At 37.9% G+C, this 26,962-nt stretch carries 29 protein-coding genes; 14 read left to right on the forward strand and 15 right to left on the reverse strand.

Annotation, left to right across the window (positions count from 1 at the left end; translation table 11 throughout):
- Positions 1–57: 57 nt before the first annotated feature.
- Genes truB through FAZ15_RS02340 form a run of 4 tightly spaced genes read right to left on the reverse strand, consistent with a single transcriptional unit; the run spans position 58 to position 2,713 of the window.
- A complete protein-coding gene (truB, locus tag FAZ15_RS02325; RefSeq protein ID WP_136899698.1) occupies positions 58–774 on the reverse strand; it encodes a tRNA pseudouridine(55) synthase TruB in 717 nt (238 codons plus the stop codon).
- A complete protein-coding gene (locus FAZ15_RS02330; protein WP_136899699.1) occupies positions 774–1,568 on the reverse strand; it encodes an undecaprenyl-diphosphate phosphatase in 795 nt (264 codons plus the stop codon). The genes truB and FAZ15_RS02330 overlap by 1 nt, the downstream gene beginning before the upstream one ends.
- A gap of 4 nt (positions 1,569–1,572) precedes the next feature.
- Positions 1,573–1,815 carry a DUF3098 domain-containing protein gene (locus tag FAZ15_RS02335; RefSeq protein WP_136899700.1) on the reverse strand — a complete coding sequence of 81 codons (243 nt, stop codon included), beginning with the start codon at positions 1,813–1,815 and terminating at the stop codon, positions 1,573–1,575.
- 19 nt (positions 1,816–1,834) lie between these two features.
- The gene (locus tag FAZ15_RS02340; RefSeq protein WP_136899701.1) at positions 1,835–2,713 is read right to left on the reverse strand and encodes a cell division protein FtsX; all 879 of its coding nucleotides are present in this window, start codon (positions 2,711–2,713) and stop codon (positions 1,835–1,837) included.
- 230 nt (positions 2,714–2,943) lie between these two features.
- Here FAZ15_RS02340 and leuS point away from each other — a divergent pair, with 230 nt between their 5' ends.
- Complete coding sequence (leuS, locus tag FAZ15_RS02345) at positions 2,944–5,724, forward strand: leucine--tRNA ligase (protein ID WP_136899702.1); 2,781 nt, start codon at positions 2,944–2,946, stop codon at positions 5,722–5,724.
- Positions 5,725–6,265: 541 nt separating this feature from the next.
- The gene (locus FAZ15_RS02350) at positions 6,266–6,766 is read left to right on the forward strand and encodes a hypothetical protein (RefSeq protein ID WP_136899703.1); all 501 of its coding nucleotides are present in this window, start codon (positions 6,266–6,268) and stop codon (positions 6,764–6,766) included.
- 47 nt (positions 6,767–6,813) lie between these two features.
- Here FAZ15_RS02350 and FAZ15_RS02355 read toward each other — a convergent pair whose 3' ends face one another.
- A complete protein-coding gene (locus FAZ15_RS02355; RefSeq protein WP_136899704.1) occupies positions 6,814–7,425 on the reverse strand; it encodes an NUDIX hydrolase in 612 nt (203 codons plus the stop codon).
- On the opposite strand from FAZ15_RS02355, the gene pyrE reads away from it, so the two are divergent.
- Both pyrE and FAZ15_RS02365 read left to right on the forward strand, forming a co-directional pair.
- On the forward strand, positions 7,424–8,071 hold the full coding sequence (pyrE, locus tag FAZ15_RS02360) for an orotate phosphoribosyltransferase (protein WP_136899705.1): 648 nt from the start codon (positions 7,424–7,426) through the stop codon (positions 8,069–8,071). The genes FAZ15_RS02355 and pyrE overlap by 2 nt on opposite strands.
- A gap of 12 nt (positions 8,072–8,083) precedes the next feature.
- The gene (locus tag FAZ15_RS02365; RefSeq protein WP_136899706.1) at positions 8,084–8,482 is read left to right on the forward strand and encodes an SRPBCC family protein; all 399 of its coding nucleotides are present in this window, start codon (positions 8,084–8,086) and stop codon (positions 8,480–8,482) included.
- A gap of 64 nt (positions 8,483–8,546) precedes the next feature.
- Here FAZ15_RS02365 and FAZ15_RS02370 read toward each other — a convergent pair whose 3' ends face one another.
- The 4 genes from FAZ15_RS02370 to FAZ15_RS02385 form a co-directional block, all read right to left on the reverse strand.
- The gene (locus FAZ15_RS02370; protein ID WP_136899707.1) at positions 8,547–9,470 is read right to left on the reverse strand and encodes a transporter family protein; all 924 of its coding nucleotides are present in this window, start codon (positions 9,468–9,470) and stop codon (positions 8,547–8,549) included.
- 72 nt (positions 9,471–9,542) lie between these two features.
- Positions 9,543–10,568 (reverse strand): cytochrome-c peroxidase, encoded by a 1,026-nt coding sequence (locus FAZ15_RS02375; protein ID WP_136899708.1) that lies wholly within the window; start codon positions 10,566–10,568, stop codon positions 9,543–9,545.
- Entirely contained in the window at positions 10,561–11,370 is an 810-nt protein-coding gene (locus FAZ15_RS02380; RefSeq protein ID WP_136899709.1) for an MbnP family protein, read from the reverse strand. Before FAZ15_RS02380 ends, FAZ15_RS02375 begins: the two co-directional genes overlap by 8 nt.
- Positions 11,371–11,734: 364 nt before the next feature.
- The gene (locus FAZ15_RS02385; RefSeq protein WP_136899710.1) at positions 11,735–12,106 is read right to left on the reverse strand and encodes a hypothetical protein; all 372 of its coding nucleotides are present in this window, start codon (positions 12,104–12,106) and stop codon (positions 11,735–11,737) included.
- A gap of 172 nt (positions 12,107–12,278) precedes the next feature.
- On the opposite strand from FAZ15_RS02385, the gene FAZ15_RS02390 reads away from it, so the two are divergent.
- From FAZ15_RS02390 to FAZ15_RS02400, 3 genes are all read left to right on the forward strand, one after another.
- Positions 12,279–13,232 (forward strand): 3'-5' exonuclease, encoded by a 954-nt coding sequence (locus tag FAZ15_RS02390; protein WP_136899711.1) that lies wholly within the window; start codon positions 12,279–12,281, stop codon positions 13,230–13,232.
- A gap of 38 nt (positions 13,233–13,270) precedes the next feature.
- Positions 13,271–14,233: a thioredoxin-disulfide reductase gene (gene trxB, locus FAZ15_RS02395; RefSeq protein ID WP_136899712.1), complete on the forward strand. Its 963-nt coding sequence runs from the start codon at positions 13,271–13,273 to the stop codon at positions 14,231–14,233.
- Between the two features lie 138 nt (positions 14,234–14,371).
- The gene (locus FAZ15_RS02400; RefSeq protein WP_136899713.1) at positions 14,372–15,934 is read left to right on the forward strand and encodes a calcineurin-like phosphoesterase C-terminal domain-containing protein; all 1,563 of its coding nucleotides are present in this window, start codon (positions 14,372–14,374) and stop codon (positions 15,932–15,934) included.
- A 178-nt stretch (positions 15,935–16,112) separates the two neighbouring features.
- Here FAZ15_RS02400 and FAZ15_RS02405 read toward each other — a convergent pair whose 3' ends face one another.
- Positions 16,113–16,958, reverse strand: coding sequence for an aminotransferase class IV (locus FAZ15_RS02405; RefSeq protein ID WP_136899714.1), 846 nt, complete (start codon positions 16,956–16,958; stop codon positions 16,113–16,115).
- Between the two features lie 10 nt (positions 16,959–16,968).
- On the reverse strand, positions 16,969–18,120 hold the full coding sequence (locus FAZ15_RS02410) for a DmpA family aminopeptidase (RefSeq protein WP_136899715.1): 1,152 nt from the start codon (positions 18,118–18,120) through the stop codon (positions 16,969–16,971).
- A gap of 337 nt (positions 18,121–18,457) precedes the next feature.
- Here FAZ15_RS02410 and FAZ15_RS22780 point away from each other — a divergent pair, with 337 nt between their 5' ends.
- From FAZ15_RS22780 to FAZ15_RS23095, 3 genes are all read left to right on the forward strand, one after another.
- The gene (locus tag FAZ15_RS22780; protein ID WP_238387122.1) at positions 18,458–19,249 is read left to right on the forward strand and encodes a DUF6691 family protein; all 792 of its coding nucleotides are present in this window, start codon (positions 18,458–18,460) and stop codon (positions 19,247–19,249) included.
- 9 nt (positions 19,250–19,258) lie between these two features.
- The gene (locus FAZ15_RS02420) at positions 19,259–20,056 is read left to right on the forward strand and encodes a sulfite exporter TauE/SafE family protein (protein ID WP_238387123.1); all 798 of its coding nucleotides are present in this window, start codon (positions 19,259–19,261) and stop codon (positions 20,054–20,056) included.
- Between the two features lie 337 nt (positions 20,057–20,393).
- Positions 20,394–20,549: a rhodanese-like domain-containing protein gene (locus tag FAZ15_RS23095; protein ID WP_394343805.1), complete on the forward strand. Its 156-nt coding sequence runs from the start codon at positions 20,394–20,396 to the stop codon at positions 20,547–20,549.
- Positions 20,550–20,566: 17 nt separating this feature from the next.
- Here the strand turns inward: FAZ15_RS23095 and FAZ15_RS02425 are convergent, their stop codons facing one another.
- Together FAZ15_RS02425 and FAZ15_RS02430 are read right to left on the reverse strand one after the other, a co-directional pair.
- Complete coding sequence (locus FAZ15_RS02425) at positions 20,567–20,779, reverse strand: hypothetical protein (RefSeq protein ID WP_136899716.1); 213 nt, start codon at positions 20,777–20,779, stop codon at positions 20,567–20,569.
- Between the two features lie 248 nt (positions 20,780–21,027).
- Positions 21,028–21,558: a YceI family protein gene (locus tag FAZ15_RS02430; RefSeq protein WP_136899717.1), complete on the reverse strand. Its 531-nt coding sequence runs from the start codon at positions 21,556–21,558 to the stop codon at positions 21,028–21,030.
- Positions 21,559–21,778: 220 nt separating this feature from the next.
- On the opposite strand from FAZ15_RS02430, the gene mnmE reads away from it, so the two are divergent.
- Both mnmE and FAZ15_RS02440 read left to right on the forward strand, forming a co-directional pair.
- On the forward strand, positions 21,779–23,158 hold the full coding sequence (gene mnmE / locus FAZ15_RS02435; RefSeq protein WP_136899718.1) for a tRNA uridine-5-carboxymethylaminomethyl(34) synthesis GTPase MnmE: 1,380 nt from the start codon (positions 21,779–21,781) through the stop codon (positions 23,156–23,158).
- 83 nt (positions 23,159–23,241) lie between these two features.
- A complete protein-coding gene (locus FAZ15_RS02440) occupies positions 23,242–24,057 on the forward strand; it encodes a ZIP family metal transporter (protein ID WP_136899719.1) in 816 nt (271 codons plus the stop codon).
- Between the two features lie 71 nt (positions 24,058–24,128).
- Here FAZ15_RS02440 and FAZ15_RS02445 read toward each other — a convergent pair whose 3' ends face one another.
- Positions 24,129–24,455 carry a YegP family protein gene (locus FAZ15_RS02445; RefSeq protein WP_136899720.1) on the reverse strand — a complete coding sequence of 109 codons (327 nt, stop codon included), beginning with the start codon at positions 24,453–24,455 and terminating at the stop codon, positions 24,129–24,131.
- Between the two features lie 246 nt (positions 24,456–24,701).
- Between FAZ15_RS02445 and FAZ15_RS02450 the strand changes: the two genes are divergently transcribed.
- On the forward strand, positions 24,702–25,697 hold the full coding sequence (locus tag FAZ15_RS02450; RefSeq protein ID WP_202912295.1) for a Gfo/Idh/MocA family protein: 996 nt from the start codon (positions 24,702–24,704) through the stop codon (positions 25,695–25,697).
- 77 nt (positions 25,698–25,774) lie between these two features.
- Entirely contained in the window at positions 25,775–26,083 is a 309-nt protein-coding gene (locus tag FAZ15_RS02455; RefSeq protein WP_238387124.1) for a phosphoribosylpyrophosphate synthetase, read from the forward strand.
- A 91-nt stretch (positions 26,084–26,174) separates the two neighbouring features.
- Here the strand turns inward: FAZ15_RS02455 and FAZ15_RS02460 are convergent, their stop codons facing one another.
- Positions 26,175–26,921: an isocitrate lyase/PEP mutase family protein gene (locus FAZ15_RS02460; RefSeq protein ID WP_136899721.1), complete on the reverse strand. Its 747-nt coding sequence runs from the start codon at positions 26,919–26,921 to the stop codon at positions 26,175–26,177.
- Positions 26,922–26,962: the final 41 nt, after the last annotated feature.

The raw sequence follows: 26,962 nt of genomic DNA on the forward strand, positions 1-26,962 counted from the left end.
AATTACTTTTTAAAATTGATGAAGCTAACATGAGCTATTTTTCATGCCCCTTTTCAATTACAGCGCTTTTTGAGCTCTTATAGTTTGAATTAAATTTTCTAGATTCCAAGCATTGTCTACATGAAATTCGCCACTCATGGTACGACGCAAAGAGGAGAGGTGTGCACCGTTATGTAACGCTTTTCCAAAATCTTGTGCGATAGAACGTATATAAGTTCCCTTTGAACACTTAATCCTGAAGAACACCAATGGGAGTTCTATTTTCTCAATTTCAAACTCTTGTATAACTACTTTGCGGGATTTCAGTTCCACTTCTTCTCCTCGCCGTGCTTTTTCGTAGAGGCGTTCTCCGTTAATTTTAATTGCAGAATGAGCCGGTGGAAATTGATCTAGCTCTCCGATAAAAGATTGAGTTGCTTCTTTTATTTGTTCTTCCGTTAGGTGGCTGATATCAAATGTTTGATCGATTTCTGTTTCCAGATCATAGGATGGAGTCGTAGCTCCTAACGTAATTGTGCCAGTATATTCTTTGTCTTCCGCTTGAAACGAATCGATTTTTTTAGTGAATTTTCCTGTACAGATAATCAATAAACCTGTTGCTAGAGGATCTAGTGTGCCGGCATGACCTACTTTTAGTTTAAGAGGTTTTATGGTGTTTCTTAGTTTTCCCACCACATCGAAGCTCGTCCAGGTCAATGGCTTATCAACTAATAATACCTCCCCCTCTGCAAAAGAGAAAGCAGGTTCGTTTTTTTCTTCTTGAATGTTCTCCATTAAATCATTTGTAAGCTATGTCCGCTAAGCAGCATAACTATAATAATCAGCCCCAATACAATTCTATACCATCCAAAAGCCTTAAAACCATATTTCGTCAAGATATCAATAAACGTTTTGATAGCGATAATGGCAACGATAAATCCCACGATATTCCCTACAATAAGCAGGTTAATCTCCTCGTTACTTATCGTATTACCATCTTTAAAAAAATTGTAAAGCTTTACAAGTGATGCGCCAAGCATCATAGGTATCGCTAAGAAAAAGGAAAACTCCGCAGCTGCTTTACGTGTCAATTTTTGTGTCATACCGCCAACAATGGTACTTGCCGATCTCGAAGTGCCTGGAATCAACGCTAAACACTGGTAACAACCAATAATAAAGGCTTGTCTGAATGAAATGTCATCTGAATTGGCGATTTCTGGTTTGTTGAACCATTTATCGACGAAGAGCAAAATAACTCCACCTACGACCAGCATGACTGCTACCATTAACGGGCTTTCCAATAACGAATCGATAACATCATTGAATACCAAACCTAAGATAGAAGCCGGAATAGCTGCCACTACCAATTTATAATAGAAATCTAACGATTTAAAAAAGCGTTTCCAGTATAATACCAGTACAGAAAGTATAGTGCCTAATTGAATGAATATGGTAAAAAGTTTTACGAAATCTGAAGGTTCCAAGCCCATTAGGGCTGTACCTATGATCATGTGCCCTGTAGAGGATACAGGTAAAAATTCTGTTAATCCTTCAATGATGGCTAAAATAATAGCCTCTAAATAACTCATTTTTTTAGATGTCTTTGTTCTTAGGTTTGTATAAAATTGCAACAAATCCAATTGCGAATCCGATAATAACAACTAAAGGAGCCAAAGTGATTTTCGTAAAGCTATAGATATCCTCCGTTCCCATCATAAGTAGAAAACCCAGCGCAACGATCAGGATGCTGGTCAAAAATAAAATATAGTTAATCTTTTGAAATACAAATCCGGCGTATTTCTTTTCATTACTAGGTACTGTGTTTTTTAAAGCCATTTTCAATTTTTAATAGAAGTTAACGGTACAGACTATGTGATTTGGCGCGTAAGTATTTGGTCACTGCAAAATAAGTGCTTAAGCCTGAAATCAATATTCCTAATATGACGACGATCAGAAAGATCGCGCCAAACTCATACCAATTGCGTAGAAAAACTAACTCAGGAATCTGTTTTTGAGCAAATTGTAATGTGAAAATCAACAATAAGATCGAAATCAGTGCTCCGATAAGACCGTGGATAATTCCGTATAAAATGTAGGGTTTACGAATAAAATTTTTCGTAGCACCTATTAACTGCATGCTTTTTATTAAGAAACGCTGTGAGTATATTGCTAATCGAATCGTATTATTAATTAAAGCAATTGCGATAATCAATAATATCACTGTAAAAGCGAGTACCACGATTCCGATTATTCGGATGTTCTTATTGACCATGTCAATTAGGGATTCTTGATATACGACCTCTTTAACGCGGCTACTTTTCGATATTTTCTCAATGAAAGGCTGGATGCTGTCCGTATTTGCATATTGTTCTTTCATGTAGATATCTATCGAAGGCAATAGTGGGTTGTGTCCAAGGTATTCTACAAAGTCTTCACCTAAATCTTCCTTGAGATTTTTAGCGGCCAGCTCTTTGCTCACGTATTCGGTGCGTAATACATAAGGATCTTTTTCAAAATCCTTTTGTAGAGAAAGTACATCGCCCTCGTTTACATTGTCGTTTACAATAACATTTAAGACAATATTTTCTTTTACGTATTTAGATAAGTTCTTTGCGTGTACAAGTATAAGTCCTAGTAAACCAGTCATTAATAAAACCAATGCAATACTGATTACAGTGGAAATATATACAGATTTTGTTTTTTTACGTGGTGAGCCTTGTTCTATTACTGACATAAAGCTTTAAAATATATTTGATGCGAAAGTAATTAATAAAGATGATTTTTTGAATATTAAATGTAATATCTTCAAATCGAAACTTAATAGACGATAACAGTAAAGTTTGATATCTCTCTAAGTTTTAACAACGAATATCCGAATTTATTGTCTAGAATAAAAAACTTTTATACTGTTTTTGTCTTAAAATCGCTAATTTCGCAACTCTTATACAATTCTTACTTAGGAAGATGGACTACAATCACAGATCAATTGAACAAAAGTGGCAGAAATTCTGGGCCGAAAATCAAACATTTAAAACAGCTGAATCGACTGACAAGCCAAAATATTACGTGTTGGATATGTTTCCCTATCCCTCGGGAGCCGGTTTACATGTCGGTCATCCACTAGGCTATATAGCATCTGATATTTTTTCCAGATATAAGCGATTAAAAGGATTTAATGTATTGCATCCAATGGGCTACGATTCCTTCGGCTTGCCGGCAGAACAATATGCGATACAAACGGGGCAACATCCCGCTATTACGACAGCGGTAAATATCAATCGCTATCGTGAACAATTAGATAATATAGGTTTCTCTTATGATTGGTCGCGTGAAGTACGGACGTCCAACCCCGATTATTATCGGTGGACACAATGGATTTTTATGCAATTGTTTAATTCTTGGTATAATAAGGATGCGGGCAAAGCGGAATCTATAGATACATTAATTGATAAGTTTAATAATTCCGGTTCTCAAGGTATTAATGCAGAATCAGATGAAGATACTTCAGTCTTTTCTGCTGCGGACTGGAAAGTATTTTCAGAAGAAGAGCAACAGAGAGAACTGCTGAAATATCGCTTGGCTTACTTACGTGAAAGTACGGTGAACTGGTGTGCAGCGCTAGGGACGGTGTTAGCGAATGATGAGGTTATAAATGGTGTTTCCGAGCGGGGCGGTTATCCTGTCGAGCAAAAGAAAATGATGCAATGGTCTATGCGTATTACCGCATATGCAGATCGCTTGTTGAGCGGTCTGGATAATGTAGATTGGCCTGAACCATTGGTAGAGATGCAACGTAATTGGATTGGCAAATCTGTAGGAGCATCAGTGATTTTCCCCCTTTCCCACAAAAGGGGGATTGAGGTGTTCACGACAAGGGTAGATACGCTCTTTGGTGTTTCTTTTGTTGTTTTGGCGCCGGAACATGAGTTAGTCGAAGTGCTAACTACAGATGAACAACGTTTGGCTGTTGAATCTTATATCGAAAAAACTGCAAAAAAATCGGAACTCGACCGGATGGCAGATACAAAATCCGTATCAGGGGTATTTACAGGTTCCTATGCCAAACATCCGATCACCGGTGACGACGTTCAAATCTGGATAGCGGATTATGTTTTGGCAGGATATGGAACAGGTGCTGTGATGGCAGTTCCTTCGGGAGATCAACGTGATTATGTTTTTGCTAAACATTTTAATTTGCCGATTATTCCAATATCTGATTCGCAAAATATTGAAGAACAGGCTGATCCAAATAAGAATGGCAAATATATCAATTCAGACTTTATCAATGGAATGACCTATCAAGAGGCCGTTCCGGTATTGGTTGCGAAACTAGAAGAGCTGAAATTGGGAAAGGCAAAAGTCAATTTTAGGATGCGCGATGCGATCTTCGGCCGTCAGCGTTATTGGGGGGAACCTGTTCCGGTTTACTTTAAGAATGGAATGCCTTATCTGATAAAGGAAGAGGAGTTGCCTCTATTGTTGCCAGAGGTAGATAAATATTTACCTACGGAAACAGGGGAACCGCCTCTGGGACGTGCCGAAGGATGGAAATATCAAGATCAATATGAATACGAGTTGAGTACAATGCCGGGTTGGGCAGGCTCTTCATGGTATTGGTTCCGCTATATGGATTCTCAAAATCAAGATATATTCGTTTCCAAAAAGGCCGTTGACTATTGGAAGGCCGTTGATTTATATATCGGTGGTTCTGAGCATGCTACAGGACACTTGTTGTACTCTCGCTTTTGGAATAAGGTTTTGAAAGATTTAGGTTTTCATCAAGAAGAGGAACCGTTCAAAAAGCTAATTAACCAAGGTATGATTCAAGGTCGTTCGAACTTTGTGTACCGCGTTTTGGACGATGAAGGAAAAGGAACAAATCAATTTGTTTCATTGGGATTGAAAGACCAATACAATAGTATTCCGTTGCATGTAGATGTAAATATTGTATACAATGATGTGTTGGATACCGATAAATTCAAAACGTTCCGTCCTGATTTTGCAGACGCCGAGTTTATTCTGGAGAACGGTAAATATATCTGTGGAACCGAGGTAGAGAAGATGTCTAAATCTAAATTCAATGTTGTTAATCCAGATGATATTATCGAGACATACGGTGCAGATACATTGCGTTTGTACGAAATGTTCTTAGGTCCTTTAGAGCAGGCAAAGCCCTGGAATACAAACGGTATTGAAGGCGTACATAAATTCTTGCGTAAAGTATGGCGGTTGTTTCATGATGCCCAAGGTAATTTCAATGTTTCAGATGAAAAACCTACAAAGGCTGAATATAAAGCGTTGCACAAGATTATTAAAAAAGTGGAAGATGATATCGAACGATTCTCTTTCAATACTTCTGTCTCTGCGTTCATGATTTGTGTAAATGAACTCACAGATCTAAAATGCAATAAACGTCAGATCCTACAGGATTTGATCATTGTACTAGAATCTTATGCACCACATATAACGGAAGAACTTTGGACATTGTTAGGTAATGAAGCTGGAACAATTTCTTATGCTACCTATCCTACATTCAATCCGGAGTATTTAGTAGAATCTGAATTTGCATATCCTGTGTCGATAAATGGTAAAATGAAAATGAACCTACCATTGGCCTTGGATCTAGATGCGAAAGCTGTCGAAGAGATCGTTATCAGTAATGCCGATGTTCAGCGTTATCTAGACAGCAAAGCGGTGAAAAAGCTAATTTTTGTGAAGGGTAAGATTATTAATATTGTCGTGTAACACGAATTTACTCGTTAATAAACAAAGGACCGGATCAATAAACCGGTCCTTTGTTTATTATGTTCTTTAAATGTCATTAATCGTTGTGAATAGGGATCTGTCTGAAACAATATTTGGATTTGGCTTGATAATTGAGTAACTTACAAAGAATCAAAAAAAGAATATATGATTAAAAAAAAGAAAGAGAAAAAAACAGTATTTGAGAGTAATCCATTTCTATACTACATTACAAATGTAGGTTTCATTGAACCGATCAAAGAAGAAGATCAGAAAATTAGAGAAACGTTAATTGTACGTTAACTTTCTTAAAGAAAATTAAAACAATTCACATATGCTTTTCAAAACGAAAGCATTTTTTTGTTTTATATACTCTTGCAATAACTTTGAACAGTCATTAGGAGTTGGTTATTAGAATTCTAATATCTTATCCAAAGCCTTAACTAAATTTAACAATAGGAACATTAAACTGTTTCATTCGGATTGTATCTATAAATACAAACAAGCTTATTAAAATATTATTTACAATTTAATTAAGATGACTATGAAAAAGATATTAACATTAGCGGTATTGTTTACAGGGTTGAGTGTTGCATCCTTTGCACAGGACAAGTCAGATAGTAAGCGTATAGATCGTAAAGGTGGTAAATCATTTAATAAAGAGTTAGGGGCAAATAAATCGCCTGAAGACATCGCTAAAATCCGTACAGAGCGCTTGGATAAGGAATTAAAATTTACCGACAAGCAGCGTCAAGAGGTATATACATATAACCTTGATCAGGCGAAGAAGCTAAAACAACGTTCAGAAATACGAAAAAAAGAACGTATGGCGATACAAAACGAAATGAAAGCTGATCGAGATAGATTTAAAAATTTATTGACAGAAGATCAACAAAAGATAATAAAAGAGCGCATGGTAAAACGTGACGGAGATCGTATCCACAAACGTGGTCAACATTTTAAAGATCGCAAAGAGGGGGACAGACCTATCCGCAAAAAGATTGAAAAATCTGCAGATACCAAGGAAGAAAGTTCAAATAGTTAGTGGTTATATGTTTTAGATGGGAGCCCTGAAGTAATTCAGGGCTTTTCTTATTTTAAAATTTTTTCATTTACTATTTCCAGAATGAGTGGGTAGGTGTTTTCTTTCACTTGGTTTAGATCTTTTTTGGATAACCATTCTGCCCGATCAATGTCTTCTTCAAGTTGTGGGATTAATTTGGGAATTTTATTAACCCCCATTTCATACCAATTGGTTTGTTTCAAAACGATCTTGCCACGCATTAGATAGATATGGTATGTTGTAATCGCTTTTTTTCCAAGATAATGAATCTTAATCCCACACTCTTCTTCCACTTCACGGACGGCCGCATCACGCATTTTTTCATTATCTTCTACCTTTCCTTTAGGTAAATCCCATTTTCCGAGACGATGAATGAACAGGTAATGACCATCACCATTTTTTACAATACCACCCGCAGCCTTAATGATTCTGAGCTTACTAGAGACCATTTTAAAAACTTTTTCCACTTCTGGATGTATATACAAATAAGTAACAGTACTGTTCTTTGTACTGTTGTTGAAAAGTTTTTCCAAGTCAATCTCTTGTAATCCAACAGTTTGGATGTCGTTCTTAATTTTAGGTGTAAAATCTGCTAAAATAAGCAGGCTTTGGTTCATATAAATTTTATAAATTTGCGCCATGAATAATTTTAATGAGGTTGAACAAAAAGTTGCTGAATCCTTATTGCAAATTAAAGCAATAAAATTGCAACCTAAAAGTCCTTTTACATGGGCTTCGGGTTGGAGGTCTCCAATTTACTGTGATAACCGCGTCACACTATCACATCCCGCTATCCGTACCTACATCCGCCAAAAACTATCTCAACGTATTCAGGAAGAATTTGGAAGCGTAGAAATGATTTCCGGAGTAGCTACCGCAGGTATACCGCAGGGAGTATTGGTAGCTCAGGATTTAGGCCTTCCTTTTACGTATGTACGTAGCAGTGCCAAAGATCATGGACGTCAAAACTTAATAGAAGGAGAGGTGGTAAGTGGACAGCGTGTAGTGGTAATAGAGGACTTGGTATCTACAGGTAAAAGTTCTTTGATCGCTGTGAAAGCGTTGCGCGAAGCAGGTTGCAATGTTGTGGGGCTGATTTCTATATTTACCTATGGCTTTGATGAGGCTACGAAAAATTTTACAGAAGCGAAATGTCCTTTATTCAGTCTTTGTACCTATGATTCATTAATCAAAGTAGCTGTGGACAAAAGTTATGTATTAGAAAGTGACGTGGAAATGTTAGAACAATGGCGTAAAGATCCTGCGAATTGGGAGCCGAGCGTGTAATAAAAAGTAATCATGACAGTCATTCAAAATCATACGGTTATCAATAAAGCTGTTTCTGAAGTGTATTCTTTTTTAGCGGATTTGAATAATCATGAGCAATTGATGCCGGATAATATATACAATTGGACTTCGACATCGGATGAAGCGCAATTTACCATTAAAAATATGGCCAAGTTGTCGCTTAAGATCAACCAGCGTGTCGAGAATAAAGAAATTGTCTGCGTACCGTCGGAAGAAGCTCCTTTTGAGGTTAAATTGTTTTGGCAAGTAGAAGAAATTTCTCCGTCGGACACCAAAGCTACCTTTGTAATCGAAGCACAATTGAATATGATGATGAAGATGATGGCTTCAGGTCCTTTACAAAAATTGGTCGATTACCAAATAGCCCGAGTAAAAGAGGTATTGGGATAAGATATTTATAATATGACAAAAAAGCAATCCGCATATGGATTGCTTTTTTGTTGGTCTTTTTTTACTAAAAAGAATAGGAAATATGCGTTAAGAATTTATTTCCAGATTCAATTCTTCCTCTTCCAAGATCTTGTTGTAACGGAAGTTGGTAATTAACTCCCAAGGATAGTTGCTTAAAATTTGTTTCCAGTCCAACAATACCGTTAACGGCACTTCCACCGGTTTCCGTAACGCGATAACCCAATGTGTGATCTTTTTGTTGGTTTTCATACGCTACGCCAATATTTGGTGCTAATCTTTTATCCATTCCCAAGCTGATTTTATAATAAGCCGATATATTAGCAGATATTTTATCTCCGTATCGGTAGTCATCCGCATTTTCTGTGTTTAACTTGTAACTGAAATTGGTATTGATACCGATATCATGTATGCGTATGTCATACATGATATTGGCCAGTACATCAGTGCTACCGGTTCCGAGCTGAAAGATGTTAGGTGAGTTAAGATTTTTGCTGACTTCTTGAATACTGTAATTTCCAGTGGGTAATTTTAGCCCCAATCCGGCCCACAAGGAGTGAACAATCAATTTATTGTTACTTTGGCCGGTTTTGTTCAGAATGTTGAAGTAACCATTTAGTACCATATCTCCTAGACCATCTTTACGACGCAATGTTTGAGAAGCGTCGTTGTATTTCTCGATAAAATTGTAAGGTACGATCGCCATCACACGCCAACGTGATCCGAAATTCCATGCCCCCCAAAGCTCTATGTTCTGATACTGTTCATCAGAAGTAAGAGTGGATCGGTTACCATTGACATCGAGTTGAGTGGTTAATTTGTTGAATTGGTACCTTAGACCTACAAAACGCTTGTTAAAATCCGGAAGAATACCAATGTAGTAGCTACCTACACCACATCCACAAATGTCACAGGCCTTGGCATAGGAAAGGCATAGGTTTAATACGATAAGAATTAATATCTTTTTCATGTTTAATTATTTTTATACGATCTAATCACCTAAGAAACTATCCTATTCTCATCATTAGATTGTTGGGTGGTCTCATGGTTGTTCAGAAAATAGCGTGTTTCTAATAAATTTTTCATCATTAAGTGTATTCAGAAACGCAGTTAGATCGCTGACTTCCATATTGGACAACGCGATACCGTTACGCAGGAGCGGATCTAGGTTGTCGGTCTGTTTGATTTCCCTTCGATAATGATTAATGACTGCTTCCAAAGTGATAAAACTACCATCGTGCATATAGGGAGATGTATATGCAAGATTGCGTAGTGAAGGAACTTTAAATTTTAGTTTATCAGATTCTAATCCGGTTATTTCATACCTTCCCTGATCCTGTGAGGGATTGATGCCCAGTCCATTGTCTCTATACGAATAGTCGGTAAATAGGGGTTCTTGATGACATGTACTACATTTTTGTTGATAGAGTGTATATCCTCGTTGCTCTGCTGCACTAAAATTTGTCTCCTTACGAATTACTTTGTCGTATTTGCTGTTGTCGGATATGAGTAAGAGCATAAACTGTGAGAGTGCCTGAAGTGTGTTTACAGAATTTATTTCTGACGAACCGAATGCTTTTTGAAATAAAGTGGGGTAATCTTTAGAATTTCTTAGTTTCTCTAGGACTGTAACAAATTGTTCATCCATTTCTACTTCATTTTCAATAGGTGCTATTGGAGCAAGATCCAGATGAAATACGCCACCGTCCCAAAAAAAGCCTTTCGACCAGGCAAGATTCATCAATGGCATGCTGTTACGTACACCCAATCGATCATCTATGCCATGGCTCACATCGTGACCGTGATGTGTAAAGGCATGCTGACTAATGTGGCAGCTTCCACAAGATATTGTATTATTTCGGGATAGGATAGGATCGTAGAATAATTTTCTGCCTAATTCGAAGCCTTCTTTACTGATCGGATTGCTCGCCAAGTTGTATACCGGAGCAGGGAAATGCTCTGGTTGTACAAATTCAAATAGCGATGTATCTAGTTTATCATCTGTTTTTTGACAAGCTATCACTAAGCCGATTATACCAATAAAAAACAAAATTTGACGTTTATTCATTGCTTATCTTTTGATAATTGTGCGTATGATCGTGGGTAAACATCTGTGCGTAGTTTTCTGCTATTAGTTGATGTGGACCACTAGTCATCACTGTAGAATTGGTAGCTATACTAATCTTATTTTTACCGTCAAATACTTTTCCCAGATCTACCATAAGATGGATATCTGAACTTAGGTTTTCCTGTACGATAGCAGTTCCGGCTTTAGATAGATCGAGGACAACAGTTTTATTGTTGTTAACTGTTTTCGTGTCGTATCCGCCAAAGAGACCAATATGGTATCTAAACTTCTGATCCGCTGTTGTAGAAGATGTGGATGATCCTTCCAGTTTGAAGAAAATATATCCACTGTTCCAACTCCAATACATGTCGTTACCAGCTACGTCCAATACGCCTGTTCGTTCAGAAACGGGCAATGTATTGGTTATGCTATCTATTCCTAAATTAAATTGTAAAGTAGTGTATTGGCCTTCCGGCACTAATACGGATGGCGTAAGGGATTCGGAGTTAGCTGCATTAATTAAAAAAAAGGATTCGGATTTGGGAACGGTATAAGACTGTCCGTTATTATTGGTCAATACAATATTACTGACATAATATTTTGCAGTGCTTACAATAAACTGCTCTTCGCTGTTGTTGGTGTAAGTCGTTTCATTGAGGATTAATTTTTTACCGCCTACAATCTGATCAAATTTAATTTTCAATTGCCCATTTTTAGTAACATCGAGAGTAGGCTCATCCTTTGTACAGGAAAATAATATACACGCAGATAGCATGCATGGCAATATATGTTGAAGTTTCATATGTATATAGTTTCGCATTTAGTTTGTGAGCTCGTAAGGCTCGGGTATTTATTATTGTTTCTTTATGACGCTATAACGCATTAGTGACGTTCCTTGTCTTTTTTACCGGCGCTCATGGGTTTACCTGAATTTAGTTCATGCTAATGTATGGGTCTCGCCTTAATATTGAGATGAACATTTCATCTATACTTATTTTACAGTGCTAGGTAATGCATAGTTCATTATATCGGTTTGATGATTTTAATTAATCCGTATTTGCGCGATATCTCCTCAATGAATATAATCATATAGAATACATCAATAGTACATGAACAACTAAGCTATTGCATGCCATAGCTTCTAATTAATAAGATGAAAAAGGTAATTATCCTAATACGGGAGGGCGGAATATCGATGCATTATAGTCTTTGGGACTGAGATCGGTCGTATAGATGGAATAGATGATGTCAGAACTGTGGGGGTGACACAGAGGTGTGAAGTCGAAATCGAAAACGACAATAGCATCGGATTCGTTGAAATTTACTTTAAAATTGGGGTGTTCTTTTTCCTGCTGTGCCTTAATTTTTTTCATCAGGAAACACTGTCCGTGACAGGTATTGTTGGTCATGCTGCGTTGTACACACAGATATTTTTCGATATAGTTCTGGTTGTAATAAAAAGATGTACATATCAATAACGTCATGTTGCTTTGTAATAACATGATCGGTATCAATAGATATAGCAGGCATCTTTTCATGATCGCCACGAAATTAATGCATAGATTTTATAAAAAAGAAAAAATATGAAATATTTATATGCTACGATCTAATAAAAAGGAATTATAAACCTATGAAATTACTTTCGCTTGATGAAAGGGTAAAATATGAATTGTATTTTTGTTTATTCGCATTTAGCTATATCTTTAGGGCATGGAATTGAAATTAAAAAGACCATTGGCATTCTTCGATTTAGAGACTACTGGGGTCAACGTTTCAGCAGATAAAATTGTTGAAATAGCTATATTAAAGGTGTTGCCCGATGGCAGTGAGCAGGTATTGACTAGGAGGGTTAATCCCGAGATGCCTATTCCGTTAGCTTCCTCGATGTTTCATGGTATTTATGATGAAGATGTAAAAGATCTTCCCACATTTAAAGAATTGGCGGTAGAAGTGGCCGAGTTTATAGGCGATTCGGATCTAGCTGGCTATAACTCCAATAAATTTGATGTACCGATGCTAATGGAAGAATTTTTACGTGCACGTGTCGAATTTACGTTGGAAGGTCGGTCATTTGTCGATGTACAAAATATATTTCATCAAATGGAACAGCGCACATTAAAGGCAGCGTACAAATTTTACTGTGGTAAGAGTTTAGAAAATGCGCATCAAGCGGAAGCAGATGTGAGAGCCACTTTTGAAGTATTAAAAGCACAATTGATCAAATACGAAGGTGTTGAATTTGAAGATAAGCATGGTAAGATAAGTGTTCCTGTCGTTAATGATGTGAATGCATTGCACACCTTTACCAATATGTCTAAGCCTGTTGATTTTGCCGGAAGATTAGTGTACAACGATGACAATCAAGTAGTCATTAATTTTGGAAAGCATAAAGGTCGGGTAGTTACAGATGTATTTGATGTGGAACCAAGTTATTATGCTTGGATGCAAAATGGTGATTTCCCCTTGTACACAAAAAAAGTTCTTGAAAACATTTGGAACGCACATCGACAGGTAAAACGTGAAGCCAAAGTAGCCCAGACGGAAGTAGAGAAAGACAATAAGAAAGACGCTAAAAAGAATTTTCAAAATGCACCAAGCAAGGAAAAACCTAAACCCATTACCTTGGATATGTTGGATGATCTAAAAAATAAATTTGGTAAATAATAGAGTTAAATAAAGTAAAGTATATTGTTGATTATAAAATGAATACAAAAGAAGAAATAGAGCACATACAATGTTTGATTATTGGTTCAGGTCCTGCGGGTTATACTGCGGCGATATACGCTGCACGGGCTGATATGAAACCTGTGATTTATACTGGATTAGTACCGGGGGGGCAATTAACACAAACAACTGAAGTAGATAATTTTCCTGGATATCCAAATGGCATTACCGGACCCGTAATGATGGAGGACTTACGTGCCCAAGCCGAGCGATTCGGTACGAGTGTACGTTTTGGATACGCTACGAAAGTAGATTTTTCGATAATTGGTGGTGTGCACAAAATAGAGATCGATAATATTAAAACGGTAACTGCAGATACCGTAATTATTGCAACAGGGGCAACTGCAAAATGGCTGGGATTAGACTCAGAAGAAAAATACAATGGTTTCGGTGTCTCAGCTTGTGCTGTTTGCGATGGTTTTTTCTTTAAAGGTCAGGATGTCGCCATAGTAGGTGCCGGTGATACTGCCGCTGAAGAAGCGACCTACTTGGCTAAGTTATGTAATAAGGTGCATATGTTAGTGCGCCGCGATGAATTCCGCGCTTCTAAGGCCATGGTACATCGCGTATTGAATACACCAAATATTGAAATTCATTATAATACCGAGACACAGGAAGTTCTCGGTGATGGACAGGTGGTGACTGGATTACGTGTTAAAAATAATCAGACCCAAGAGGTAAAAGATCTGGATATTACAGGATTCTTTGTGGCTATTGGACATAAACCGAATACCGATCTATTTAAAGGTGTTTTAGATATGGATGAAACGGGATATTTGATTACGAAACCTAATGTTACGGCGACAAACATACCGGGTGTATTTGCCTGTGGGGATGTGCAGGATAATGTATATCGCCAAGCAATTACCGCTGCTGGAACGGGCTGTATGGCCGCCTTGGAAGCCGAGCGTTACTTGGCAGCAAAAGAGGGTGGTGAATAAGTTATTTCTCTTTATCTTTAAAAAGGGTTAGTTCATAAAAAAACTAACCCTTTTTTATTACAATTCATAATTTGTTAATATCAGGTTAACTAGCATTTATTCCGTAAAGTATATGTTTGTAGGATTAGCAAATAATATATGGATTTTAAAGTACTATTAACCAGTTGCGCGATACTATTCGGATCAGCACAGGCGCAACAACTCGCCAAAGGCGTTATTTTTGAAGATAATAATAACAACGGCACACGGGACCGAAATGAACACGGCATTGCACAAGTCGCTGTGAGCAATGGACGGGAGGTCGTGTTGACCAATGTCAAAGGCGAATATAGCTTACCTGTAGGTGAAGATAACATCATTTTTGTTATTAAACCCCGAGATTTTAAATTTCCGGTAGATCAGGACAATCATCCGAAATTTTATTACATTCATAAAACTAAAGGATCACCTGAACTTAAATATGCTGGTACCCCAGCAACAGGTAGTATTCCTAAGTCATTAGATTTCCCGCTTCTTCCGAACAAAGAAAACGATGTGTTTAAAGCATTCGTTTTCGGCGATCCGCAAGCATACAACTTAGATGAGATAGCCTATTTTAAAAGGGGAATTATCGACGATATTCAACAAAAAGATGGGATTTCATTCGGTATCAGTCTCGGAGATTTAGTAGGTGATAATCTCAGCCTTCATCCTGCTTATAAACAGACTGTTGGACAATTGGGACTGACATGGTATAATGTCATGGGCAATCACGATATGAACTATGACGTGAAATCAGATTCTCTGTCAGATGAGACATATGAAAAGAATTTTGGACCTAATAATTTTTCATTTAATTATGGCAATGCCCATTTCATAATTTTAGATAATATTATCTATCCTAATCCCCGCACCGGTACTGGATATTTGGGCGGATGGCGGAACGATCAGCTGGATTTTATTGCAAATGATTTGAAATTCGTGCCGAAAGACAAATTGATTGTCCTTGCTTTCCATATTCCACTTCGACACGAAAACTCAGATGTATTTAGAAACGAAGACAGACAACGCCTGTTTGATCTATTAGCGGAATATCCCAATACACTTTCTTTATCGGCTCATACGCATTTTCAACAACAGAATTACTATGGCAGGGCAGATGGGTGGAAACAAGCAAAACCGCATCACGAATATAATGTCGGTACTACTTCTGGTGACTGGTATTCTGGCAAGTTGAATGCACAGGGGGTACCTACTTCAACGATGCGGGATGGTACACCAAAAGGCTATGCGATCTTATCCATTAATAATAATCAATACACCTTCGATTATAAAGTGGCTGGATACGATCCCAACTACCAGATAAATCTAATCGGACCTGAGGAGATACAGGAAAAATATGCGAGACGTTATACCTTATATGCCAATTTCTTTATTGGTAAATCGGATGATAAATTACAATATCGTGTAGACAATGGTGCTTGGAAGGATATGGAAATAAGCAATACTTCTGACCCTTATTTTGCGTACAGTGTACTGTCGTATGATAATACAATTAAATTGCAAGAGGGTAGAAGGCCGTCGGATCCAGTTCCTTCATCACACCTGTGGAAGGTGAAGTATCCTAAATTAGCAATAGGCACACATAAAATAGAAGTAAAGGCTGTGGATATGTTTGGTCGTGAGCATGTACAGGTTAAAAACATCACGGTAGTAAAATAAGCTATTCCTTTATCTGTGGTATGGCATGGCTTTGGTGTAGTATAAGATGACCAAAGCCATGTTTTTTATTTCAATCCCAGTTAAAGAACACGTTAATTTTTCACCCGTTGTTTTACACCCTACAAAATAAAAGAGGGATAGCAGACAATAGGTCGGCATAGGAGCGATTTAGAATGTGTTAGCAACGAAGATCTACTTTGCGACCGAATACGATAGGCTCCAGCATTTGTTGCAAGCGCATAGTTATGGGGCCGGGATTGGCACCATATACGGTGTCATCAATCGATAAAATAGGGGTGATATTTTTAGTTGTGCTGCTAATGAACGCTTCAGCAGCATTTTTCATATCTTCTAGTGTAACATCTCTGATTTCCACGTCAAGATGAGTTTTTGCTATTTCGATAATATACTTACGGGTAATACCGGCCAGTACATCTTTTCCAGGCGTGAGTAGTGTACCTGTCTTAGTAATGAGAAAAATATTGGCACGTGGGCATTCGGAAAGCAATCCTTCTTGCGCATAAAGCACATCGTCGGCACCAACAGTTCTTGCTTTTTTTAAAGCTTGTATTCCCATGACATAGTCTATCGATTTGACGGTTCCAAATGGCCGATGATAGTTGTAAGTAATGAGTTTCATACCCTGTTTTTCCTGACCTAGATTGCGTTGTAATGGTTGTTGGGTAATGATGAGGTTGGGAGCGGCAATGCTGTAGCTATCTACACTGTAGCCCCCCGTTAAAAGCAATTTGATGCCAGACTCAGGGATATTATTGACTTCCATTAGCAATTGAATTTGTCTTTTCAGTTCCTCACGGGAATAGTGGATAGGTAAATCCATTAATTCAGCCGAGTGAAAGAAGCGATCTAGGTTATCTTCCAAAAAAACAGGTCGATTTTCTACGGTTTTGAAGTAATCGAAAATGCCGTATCCCCTAACTATTGATAGGTCGTCAATACCTAAGGTCGCTTCTTTTTCTGCGATCAGCTGACCGTTAATAATAACTTGCAAAGGTTGGATCATTTGAATTTATTTAATTGGACGAATGTATTGCATTGTACTTTTGTAAAATAGGTAGTACTTTATCTAATGGCAACGATGGAATAGTTGCACGGTATCCTTTAACCGTCTTTGCCGCAAATAATGAATTGATAACTGCTTCTTCCACTGCTTCAATTACAGCCATAAATAGTGGTGACATGTAGTCGTTGTGTAAAGAAGGTTGATATAATACCGCCGTAGGGGCATCAAAAGGTATGCGTACCGAATCGTGTGTAGAAAAAGCAATGAAATATTCCCCGCTACCGTTTGATACTATGCCACCGGTTTTACCTAAACCAATAAATGCACGCTTGGCAAGTCGTTCGAGGTTTCGTTCGTTGAGAGGTGCATCTGTGGCAATCACAACCATGCAGGATCCATCTACGTTATTCAGCAGTTTGTTCCGAAACGAAAACTGCTGAAGCTCTTGGCCAACAGGTGCTCCGTTGATTTGTAAAATACCGCCGTAATTAGTTTGCACGAGTACGCCTATTGTATAACCACCTAGAGATGCAGGAAGCAAGCGAGATGCGGTACCTATTCCACCTTTGAAACCAAAGCAAACAGTTCCTGTGCCAGCTCCAACATTCCCCTCTTGTACGGGGCCTGAAGTTGCCGAATTTAGCGCACTTAGCACATTTTCCTTTGAGATATGCATACCTCTGATATCATTGAGCTCTCCATCATTGGTTTCGCCAATGATAGCATTGATAGATTGTACTTTTTCATTGCCCGGTTGAGAAAGGGAGTACTCGACGACTGTTTCTATGGCTCTACCCACATTAAGGGTATTTGTCAGAATTATTGGGGTTTCTATATTCCCCAGTTCCTGTATCTGACTGATGCCCGCTAATTTCCCAAATCCATTTCCGATAAAAATGCCAGCCGGTACTTTTTGTTGGAATATATTGCCACTATGGGGTAAGATGGCAGTAACACCGGTATGTATGGAATCACCTTCTTCTCGTGTTAGATGGCCAACTTGTACACCCGGTACATCCGTAATCGCATTCCATTTGCCTGGAGGAATTACACCAATCTCTATACCATAATCACGTACACGTTTCTTCTTTTCAGTTTTCTGTGCATATAATACAAGGGTAGAGAATAATAAAGGGCAGATAGCTGATATTATTTTTATCATAATACTTCAATTCAAAAATGTGACAATCCATTTGCTTTTGTTGCGAAGCAAGCCAAACTTAAATAAACTTGTCTTTTTTTACAAGAGCTATTTTTCTGATTTGTAATAAAAAGGGAAGATGCCTGCTATTTTTCAATAATATGTTAGTTGTTTAGCTTTCGAATCCTATATTTCCCCATTAAATAAATCCAAAGGGTCAAGAACGGTGGATCTGGCCTGATGCTAGATGGATATTATAATTGTATTTAAGCAAAATACCGATAGTGTCTTTTGTATGGCGCACTCGTGAATGCAAAGCATTTTATCTAAGTTTGTATAAACTAAATGAAAAGATGTTATGGATGTAATACTGGTGCCGTGGCCATGGTATGTCGGGGGTGCTTTGGTTGCAATTATCATGCTAATGTTGATTATTCTAGGTAAAAGCTTCGGATTTTCATCCAATTTCAAGACCATCTGCTCGGCTTTGGGTGCTGGAAATAGCTGTGATTTCTTTAAATATGATTGGAAGGCACGGCGGTGGAATCTTATGTTTCTAATTGGAGCGTTAATTGGGGGGGTATTTCAGCTAATTATTTGTCTGTTAATCAGGTTCCCAAAATTAGTGATATTACGGTGGTCCAATTACATCAACTTGGTTTTGACAGTGCAGGAAAGGCATATGTATTGGCGGCTTATTTATGGTTCACATATTATTCTCTTTAGTATTTTAAAAATGAAGAATTTAATATACATTTTTTTAGGTGTAGTTTTCGGCATTGCGATGTATAAAGCTGTAGTTGCTTCTTGGTTCCGGATATATGAAATGTTTAATTTTCAATCCTTTCATAGGTATGGTTTTATTGCGACGGCTCTACTGATCGGCGCAGTGGGTTTGCGACTGCTTAAAAGATATGAGACGAAGGACATAGATGGTGAAAAAATTGTGATACAACCAAAAGAGAGATCAATAACACGCTATTTGGTAGGAGGCATTCTATTTGGGTTGGGCTGGGCTCTGGTGGGTGGATGTCCAGGGCCTATCTTTGTGCTTTTGGGAGCAGGGGTATGGTCGATATTGATCGTTATTGTATTTTCTTTATTAGGTACTTATGCGTATGGCTTACTGAAAGATAATTTACCCCTTTAATAATCTTAGATGATGATTATTTTAGGGATATTGTTAGCTATAGCAGTGGGTATTACATTGGGATTAGTGGGGAGTGGGGGATCGATATTAACGGTGCCTATTTTCGTCTATATCATGGGGGTTGATCCCGTCTTGGCTACCACATATTCCTTATTTGCGATTGGTGTGACTTCTTTTCTAGGTGGGGTACGTGGGTTCATTACTCGAACAGTCGACATCAAAAAGGTGTTAACATTTGGTGTTCCTTCATTGCTCATGGTTTATATTACACGCATGTTTATCCTACCGCTGGTGCCAGATGTGCTTATCATTGGGCCATATGCAATACATCAGAATAACGCGTTGATGGTATTATTTGCGTTAGTCATGTTAGGAGCTTCGGTATCGATGATAATAAGGCATGACGAGCGTGTAGAATATAAAAGTGAACGGGAAGTGTCTGGGGGTGAAATAACTGCTGCTGGTGGCGCTGTTGGATTGGTAACCGGATTAGTTGGTACAGGTGGTGGTTTTTTAATCATTCCAGCTTTAGTTAATTTTTTTCGAATGCCGATCAAAAGAGCGGTCAGTACATCACTGGTTATTATCGCCGTCAATTCATTTTTTGGACTACTTGGAGATTTGGAGAAGTTTCATGTAGTTGACTGGCAGGTATTATTGAGTTATACCGTAACGGTTATTGCCGGTATGTTTGCAGGATTCTCGATATCAAAAGGAGTGGATGGTTCGAGATTGAAGGTAATCTTCGGATATTTAGTTCTGTTTGTCGGCATCTATATCCTTCTTGCAGAATTCTTATTGCAATAATCGATTGTAAGGACGATAGACATAAATACTTATTTAGTTATTGCTAAACAAAACAATATGCGTATTACGCATATTGCAGAAACACATATTCTTGCGGATTTTTTTGTGTGGATCCTGTGAGTTAGCTGAAAGATTGGGCAGGGTGGATGTTGAGCTATGATGAAAAGTTGTTGATTGTGGACGAAGAGGGAATGCAAGAGGATATCACACGCAAGCAAATGCGGATCGGTATGGATTATTGTAGGATTCTTAACTGACATGGATGATGCAGAATTAGTATCTACTAACGTGGTAGATACAGATCAGGTAGACCACTCCCAAAGGTTTACCCGTCGACATAAGGAATAGAAAGCTCATTGTGCAATGCCAGTATGGTGATAGAGCGACCATCGCAAGTTCGCATTTGGAAAACCAAGAGTTTATACAAATGTACAACTACGCAGGTAGTTTTGCTGATTGGAAAGCATTGGGTAAACCAATAGTTTCAGTGTAAAACAGAATTGAATTGCTTTATTCTTGTACTTTTTCCTTTTCTTTCGGTCTATCAGTAGGATTGTTGGGCATATCGTTGAGTTGCTCCGCTTGAGCATCAACACCGGCTTCACCGTCCGCATCTTGCTTTTTGTCTTCCTTTTTCTTTACGACGGAGGTTAATTCACGTTCGGTATCTTCATCCTTTTTTTTTTCGATACCTGTAGTATCATTTTCTACTTTTGTTGGCATAGTCATATAGTTTAAGAGGTGAAATATGCTTTTCTCTATATTTAAAACAATAGAAAACAAAAGTTGCTTGGTGATAAATACGCAATATATTATGTAATAAATACGTTAATTTTCATTGTGAATAATTTTAATGGATGGATTGTCGTCAGTCTAAATCCAAAAAAAAGAGCGTTCCGATCAGAAAAGCTCTTTTTGTCTCAATTATATAGAAATACTGTATACTGTGTTTTTTATGAATAATTTTTGGATTACCCTTCACTTAATACAAATTGTACATCAGCTTGAAATTTCACATCTTCACTTACCATTACACCACCCGTTTCCAATGCAGCATTCCAGGTTAATCCAAATTCCTCACGGTTTATTTTACCTATTACGGTATAACCAACTTTTTTATTTCCCCAAGGATCTTTTGCAATACCACCGAATTCAACTTTGAATGTTACTGATTTGGTAATGTCTTTAATCGTAAGGTTACCCGTTAAGTTAAATTCATCATCAGTCACTTTCTCAATATCTGTAGATTGGAATGTGATCGTTTTAAATGTTTCGACGTCAAAAAAATCGCCACTTTTTAGATGTTGATCCCGTTGTTCGTTTTTAGTGTTGATCGATTCAGTTTGAATGCTTACTTCAATTCCAGCATTCACGACATCTTCGGACGAATTGTCTACCGTGATGTCAAAATCATGAAATTGTCCTTTAACACTTGATATCATCATGTGTCTTACCTTAAATTCAATTTCACTGTGAGCTTTGTCTAAATTCCAAGTTGCCATGGTCTAAAATTTTTATGATTTTTTATTTAACTATCTTAAATAGCTTGCCTTGCTAAATGTAGAAACAAAAGTCTAAATTAAAATCAAGACAAAACTTAACATAGATTAAGAAATTCATTTTTTCGGCATATTCGTATCTAGATATGTAAAAGGTAGTTGATTATGTATAATCTTTTTCGATTCTGTGTACTAATCACTGCAAAGCTGTACCTTTGTAATTATGTCTACAGCAGGTTTAATTTCACAGGATACGATCGTTGCATTGGCCACTTCTTCTGGTTCGAATGGAGCAATCGCCGTGATACGCGTTTCGGGGTCTGAAGCAATACACATTACTAATTCTATATTCAAAGGTAAAGATTTAACCAAGCAGGTTTCCCATACCATTCATTTTGGAACCATTCGAGAGGGGGACGATATTATTGATGAGGTATTAGTTTCACTTTTTGTAGGTCCTAATTCGTATACCAAAGAAAATTCAGTAGAGATCTCCACCCACAATTCAAAGTATATTATAGAGCGAGTGATCAATCTACTGATAAAAAATGGGGCGCGTGCCGCAAAGGCGGGTGAGTTTACATTACGTGCGTTCTTAAACGGTGGACTAGATCTTTCTCAAGCGGAAGCAGTAGCTGATTTGATTGCGTCGAACTCGGCGGCTTCGCATCAAATTGCTATGCAACAGATGCGCGGTGGCTTTTCCAATCAATTGAAGAAACTTCGTGAAGATTTGGTGCATTTTGCATCTTTAATAGAATTAGAGTTGGATTTTTCCGAAGAGGATGTTGAATTTGTAAATCGGGATCAACTAACAAATCTAATTCAGCAAATCTATACGGTTATCAATAAGCTTGTATCCTCATTCGAACAAGGTAATGTTTTGAAAAACGGGGTTCCTGTTGTTATAGCAGGGAAGCCGAATGTTGGTAAATCCACGTTATTAAATGCGTTATTAAATGAGGAACGTGCAATTGTATCTGACATTGCCGGTACCACGCGTGATACAATTGAAGACGAAATTAATATCCATGGTGTTGCTTTTCGTTTCATCGACACCGCAGGTATCCGGGAAACGCTAGATATTATTGAAGCGAAAGGAGTGGAGCGGACTAGAGAAAAAATGAAACAAGCACGTCTGATCATTTACTTGTTCGATCCTACGCAGGATCATATCACAGATGTCGAGACACAAGTCGAAGAAGTTAAATCTCTGGGGATTCCATTTGTCACGATTATTAATAAAGCCGACCTGTTAAGTGAATCTCAGAAAACCGAATTTGATGTTTTGAACCCATTATTTATCTCGGCTAAAGAGCAGCAAGGTATAGAAATATTGAAGGGTGAATTACTCAATCAAGTTAATCTGTCGAATATCAATACAGACGACGTGATGGTAACAAATATCAGACATGTAGATGCACTGCAAAAAACACAGCGAGCATTAGAAAAAGTGCTATACGGAATTGATAATCCTGTGACTTCAGATTTTTTGGCAATGGATATACGTCAAGCGCTGTACCACCTCGGAGAGATAACCGGGACCGTAACTACGGATGATTTACTTGATAATATCTTTTCTAAGTTTTGTATCGGAAAGTAATTTTTTTGTAATAAAGATGTAATATAATATATGTAATTTTAGGGCCTAATCTAACGTATTGGACATTATTAACGATCGCTTTTATGGATGATATTATTCTTTTTTTTGAAAATCAGGATCCAATTCTTGGTGCTTTTTATGCCACCACCTTTACGTGGTTTGTCACTGCAGTAGGCGCATCAACCGTGTTTTTTTTCAAAGCAATCAACCGTAATTTTATGGATGGTATGCTCGGCTTTACGGGTGGAGTCATGGTAGCGGCAAGCGTATGGAGTTTGTTGATACCAGCTATGAACATGAGCGAGGGCGAAGGTTTTGTAAAAGTAATACCCGCGATTTTAGGATTTCTTTTCGGTGCTGGTTTTTTATATGCGTTAGATAGGCTATTGCCTCACCTTCATGTTAATTTTAAACAAGTTGAAGGAGTTAAATCTCCTTGGCAAAAAACAACACTATTGGTGCTTGCTATTACGCTTCACAATATTCCAGAAGGGCTTGCCGTCGGTGTTTTGTTTGGAGGAGTTGCTGTGGGACTTCCGGAAGCCAGTATCGCGGGTGCGGTGGCCTTAGCAATAGGTATCGGATTACAGAATCTGCCGGAAGGAATTGCCGTAGCGATGCCTCTTCGACGTTTAGGCATGAGTCGTCGAAAAAGTTTTTTTTATGGACAGTTCTCGGCCATAGTGGAACCCATAGCGGGAATTGTTGGCGCGTTAGCAGTTACGATTTTTACACCAATTTTGCCTTATGCCCTTGCGTTTGCTGCAGGAGCTATGATTTTTGTCGTTGTAGAAGAAGTTATTCCAGAGGCACAACAAAATAAAGATTCAGATATTGCCACAATCGGGTTTATTATTGGATTTTTGATTATGATGTCTTTAGATGTAGTTTTAGGATAACAAAAAAGCATATTGTAACAGAGGTGGCTGTATTTGTTATGTGCAAATGTAACCACCTCTGTAATATTTTTTTATTGCTCAATCGTCATTGCCGAAGGAGCATTTTCCTTTACTGAATTTATGCCATTATTTCGCCCAGATTCACTTTCATACATCTCACTGCTGCCAATGACTTGGCCGTTCGTGGATTTAAGATTAAAGAAATACTTGCCATTGGACGACGTCTTTTTTTCAAACCTAGCATCTAGCTGTGCATTTTTCTTTACCGATTCGATGCCTTTTAGACAGTTTGCTTTTGTGGAGTAACCCTCGCTAGTCAATATTACCTGTCCGTTGCCAGCTTTAAGGTTAAACTGGAACTCTCCATTTTTTCTGGTGCTTACTACAAATTTTCCCATTACTTTAGTTTTATATGGTTTATATACTAGAATACAATATTCTTATTTGGTTACTTATTTATACTCTAAAATAACGAATAATGATAGAAAATAAAAACTTCGCGAACTTTTAGGTGTATTGTTTTACGATTTTTTTTGTATCCAACTTTTGTTAACCAACTTTTACCATTTATTTCATTGTCCATTGTCTATATTCAATTTTTAATTATATTGAACTTTACTTATCTCAAACGAGGAAATATACTTATGGCTTTTAAGAAATTGGATACCGTACAATGGGGAATGATAGGTGCGGGAAATGTAACTGAAGTAAAGAGCGGCCCTGCATTTTGTAAAATAGAAGATTCGAAATTAGTGGCTGTGATGGCACGCACCTTCGATAAGGTAAAGGACTACGCCCAGCGGCATGACGTTTCTACTTACTATACAGATGCACAGCAATTAATTGATGATCCACAGGTGAACGCAATTTATGTTGCTACTCCTCCAAGTACACATATGGAGTATGCAATTAGAGCGATGCGAGCTGGTAAGCCGGTTTACGTGGAGAAGCCGATGGCAATGAGTGTAAAAGAATGTGAAGAGATGAATAGGATATCTGAGCAGATAGGAATTCCACTTTTTGTCGCATTTTATAGAAGGGGTATGGAATATTTTAATCAGGTAAAACAGTTGTTCAGTGAAGGTAAAATCGGAACGATACTTACGGTAGATACTAAAATTGTACAAGCTCCGTTTGCCAGTGATCTTGACCCCAAAAAGCACAGCTGGCGAATTGATAGAAACATTGGTGGAGAAGGATATTTTGTTGATCTGGCTCCTCATGCGTTTGATATTTTGGATTATTTACTGGGTGAAATTGAAACTGCACGTGGCAATGCTGTTAATATTGCAGGTAATTATGCAGTCGCGGATACCGTTGCGGCAAGTTGGAAATTTAAGTCCGGTATTTTAGGAACAGGACTTTGGACTTTCTCCAGTACGCAATCCGCAGAATCGGATACGGTGATTATTACGGGTACCCGCGGTACGATCTCATTCAGTATCTTCAAACTGACGCCTATAGAAGTGCGTACAGATACGGGGGTGGAAATGTTCGACTTCGATAGACCACAGCATATACAAATGGGGCTCATTCAAACCATTGTCGACGAGTTGACAGGGAGAGGTACGTGCCCTTCCACAGGAATATCAGGAATGCGGACTGCAAAGGTAATGGAGCAGATACTGGAGGGGCACTAAGTTGTATTTGTACATGCAAAACATTTTAACTAAGTTTGGATAAGAAGTTGGATGTTTGTTCTAAAATATTGTTGATTATGAATGCGATGACACCATTGACTGATATCCTTGAAAAACTCAAATCGGAAGGGTATACACAAGATTTTAATATCGCAGATGATTGCATTATCTGCTCAAATAATAATACAACTTTGGATCCCAGTACATTTAGGATTGATAGGTATTTTCGGTTTGAAGGCGAAACTGACCCAAGTGATCAGGCAATAGTGTATGCCATATCATCCAAAGATGGTACTATAAAAGGCGTGTTGGTAAACAGTTATGGCCTTTATAGCGATGAAAAGGCCGCAAATATTATTTCATTGTTGGAGCATCCCTCTAAATAATTAGTTGGTTTTCCAATGCGATACTGCATCCAATGAGCTTATTGAAATAGTTTAATTGAGTTCTTTCAGCTATTTTCAATAGTGGTTTATATTACTCGGGTATCTTCGGATTTTCCAAGTATTCTGATAAAGCTTTTTCTGCTTTTTTCGTCAACCATTCATAAAGTTTCGCTCCGTGACTTATCCGTTTTACACCAATTTTCCCAAGGACTTCGAGATTAGGTAAATTTGGTGTTAAAAACACGTTCAACGGAAGTCCTATTTCCTGTGTGAGTTGTTTAATATCTTCTTTTAATTCGATCAGCGGTACAAAAATTCCATCTGCACCGGCTTGCATATATAAAGATGAACGTTTTATAGATTCTGCTAAACTATCTTGATGTTGGGTGACGTAAGTATCTGTGCGTGCATTAATAAATACATCAGTTACTTCTTTTATAGCTTGTATCTTATCAACAAGTAAGGTAGAAGAGCCTAAAATGCGTTTACCTCCTTCCACTTTGCCGTCTTCCAGGTTGATTCCAACCACACCGATGTCCGTTAATTTTTTGACATATTGTGCCACCTGTTGAGGATCGTCAGAGTAGCCGGCTTCCAAATCTACCGATACCGGAATCTCTACGGATTTTACTATGCGTTGTACAACAAAAAAGAGCTCATCGAATGAAATATTCTCTCCATCCTCATATCCTAATATGTTGGCAATAGCGTGGCTCGAAGAACCTAGTGCCTTGAATCCGCATTTCTCTGCTATTTTGGCAGAATGTGCATCCCATACATTACCTAGTATTAAAGGGGAAGATTGTTTGTGTAAGTTTTTGAAAGATGATAATGACATACGAAAAATATTTAGTTATATCTTTTTAACAGACTAACAAC

The sequence above is a fragment of the Sphingobacterium olei genome, assembly GCF_005048855.1.
Taxonomy (GTDB): Bacteria; Bacteroidota; Bacteroidia; order Sphingobacteriales; family Sphingobacteriaceae; genus Sphingobacterium; species Sphingobacterium olei.

What these genes read in the sequence shown, in the direction of transcription:
- truB (WP_136899698.1), bottom strand. Translation starts at nt 774, where the DNA reads ATGGAGAACATTCAAGAAGAAAAAAACGAACCTGCTTTCTCTTTTGCA.
- FAZ15_RS02330 (WP_136899699.1), bottom strand. Translation starts at nt 1,568, where the DNA reads ATGAGTTATTTAGAGGCTATTATTTTAGCCATCATTGAAGGATTAACA.
- FAZ15_RS02335 (WP_136899700.1), bottom strand. Translation starts at nt 1,815, where the DNA reads ATGGCTTTAAAAAACACAGTACCTAGTAATGAAAAGAAATACGCCGGA.
- FAZ15_RS02340 (WP_136899701.1), bottom strand. Translation starts at nt 2,713, where the DNA reads ATGTCAGTAATAGAACAAGGCTCACCACGTAAAAAAACAAAATCTGTA.
- leuS (WP_136899702.1), top strand. Translation starts at nt 2,944, where the DNA reads ATGGACTACAATCACAGATCAATTGAACAAAAGTGGCAGAAATTCTGG.
- FAZ15_RS02350 (WP_136899703.1), top strand. Translation starts at nt 6,266, where the DNA reads ATGAAAAAGATATTAACATTAGCGGTATTGTTTACAGGGTTGAGTGTT.
- pyrE (WP_136899705.1), top strand. Translation starts at nt 7,424, where the DNA reads ATGAATAATTTTAATGAGGTTGAACAAAAAGTTGCTGAATCCTTATTG.
- FAZ15_RS02355 (WP_136899704.1), bottom strand. Translation starts at nt 7,425, where the DNA reads ATGGCGCAAATTTATAAAATTTATATGAACCAAAGCCTGCTTATTTTA.
- FAZ15_RS02365 (WP_136899706.1), top strand. Translation starts at nt 8,084, where the DNA reads ATGACAGTCATTCAAAATCATACGGTTATCAATAAAGCTGTTTCTGAA.
- FAZ15_RS02370 (WP_136899707.1), bottom strand. Translation starts at nt 9,470, where the DNA reads ATGAAAAAGATATTAATTCTTATCGTATTAAACCTATGCCTTTCCTAT.
- FAZ15_RS02375 (WP_136899708.1), bottom strand. Translation starts at nt 10,568, where the DNA reads ATGAATAAACGTCAAATTTTGTTTTTTATTGGTATAATCGGCTTAGTG.
- FAZ15_RS02380 (WP_136899709.1), bottom strand. Translation starts at nt 11,370, where the DNA reads ATGAAACTTCAACATATATTGCCATGCATGCTATCTGCGTGTATATTA.
- FAZ15_RS02385 (WP_136899710.1), bottom strand. Translation starts at nt 12,106, where the DNA reads ATGAAAAGATGCCTGCTATATCTATTGATACCGATCATGTTATTACAA.
- FAZ15_RS02390 (WP_136899711.1), top strand. Translation starts at nt 12,279, where the DNA reads ATGGAATTGAAATTAAAAAGACCATTGGCATTCTTCGATTTAGAGACT.
- trxB (WP_136899712.1), top strand. Translation starts at nt 13,271, where the DNA reads ATGAATACAAAAGAAGAAATAGAGCACATACAATGTTTGATTATTGGT.
- FAZ15_RS02400 (WP_136899713.1), top strand. Translation starts at nt 14,372, where the DNA reads ATGGATTTTAAAGTACTATTAACCAGTTGCGCGATACTATTCGGATCA.
- FAZ15_RS02405 (WP_136899714.1), bottom strand. Translation starts at nt 16,958, where the DNA reads ATGATCCAACCTTTGCAAGTTATTATTAACGGTCAGCTGATCGCAGAA.
- FAZ15_RS02410 (WP_136899715.1), bottom strand. Translation starts at nt 18,120, where the DNA reads ATGATAAAAATAATATCAGCTATCTGCCCTTTATTATTCTCTACCCTT.
- FAZ15_RS22780 (WP_238387122.1), top strand. Translation starts at nt 18,458, where the DNA reads ATGGATGTAATACTGGTGCCGTGGCCATGGTATGTCGGGGGTGCTTTG.
- FAZ15_RS02420 (WP_238387123.1), top strand. Translation starts at nt 19,259, where the DNA reads ATGATGATTATTTTAGGGATATTGTTAGCTATAGCAGTGGGTATTACA.
- FAZ15_RS02425 (WP_136899716.1), bottom strand. Translation starts at nt 20,779, where the DNA reads ATGCCAACAAAAGTAGAAAATGATACTACAGGTATCGAAAAAAAAAAG.
- FAZ15_RS02430 (WP_136899717.1), bottom strand. Translation starts at nt 21,558, where the DNA reads ATGGCAACTTGGAATTTAGACAAAGCTCACAGTGAAATTGAATTTAAG.
- mnmE (WP_136899718.1), top strand. Translation starts at nt 21,779, where the DNA reads ATGTCTACAGCAGGTTTAATTTCACAGGATACGATCGTTGCATTGGCC.
- FAZ15_RS02440 (WP_136899719.1), top strand. Translation starts at nt 23,242, where the DNA reads ATGGATGATATTATTCTTTTTTTTGAAAATCAGGATCCAATTCTTGGT.
- FAZ15_RS02445 (WP_136899720.1), bottom strand. Translation starts at nt 24,455, where the DNA reads ATGGGAAAATTTGTAGTAAGCACCAGAAAAAATGGAGAGTTCCAGTTT.
- FAZ15_RS02450 (WP_202912295.1), top strand. Translation starts at nt 24,702, where the DNA reads ATGGCTTTTAAGAAATTGGATACCGTACAATGGGGAATGATAGGTGCG.
- FAZ15_RS02455 (WP_238387124.1), top strand. Translation starts at nt 25,775, where the DNA reads ATGAATGCGATGACACCATTGACTGATATCCTTGAAAAACTCAAATCG.
- FAZ15_RS02460 (WP_136899721.1), bottom strand. Translation starts at nt 26,921, where the DNA reads ATGTCATTATCATCTTTCAAAAACTTACACAAACAATCTTCCCCTTTA.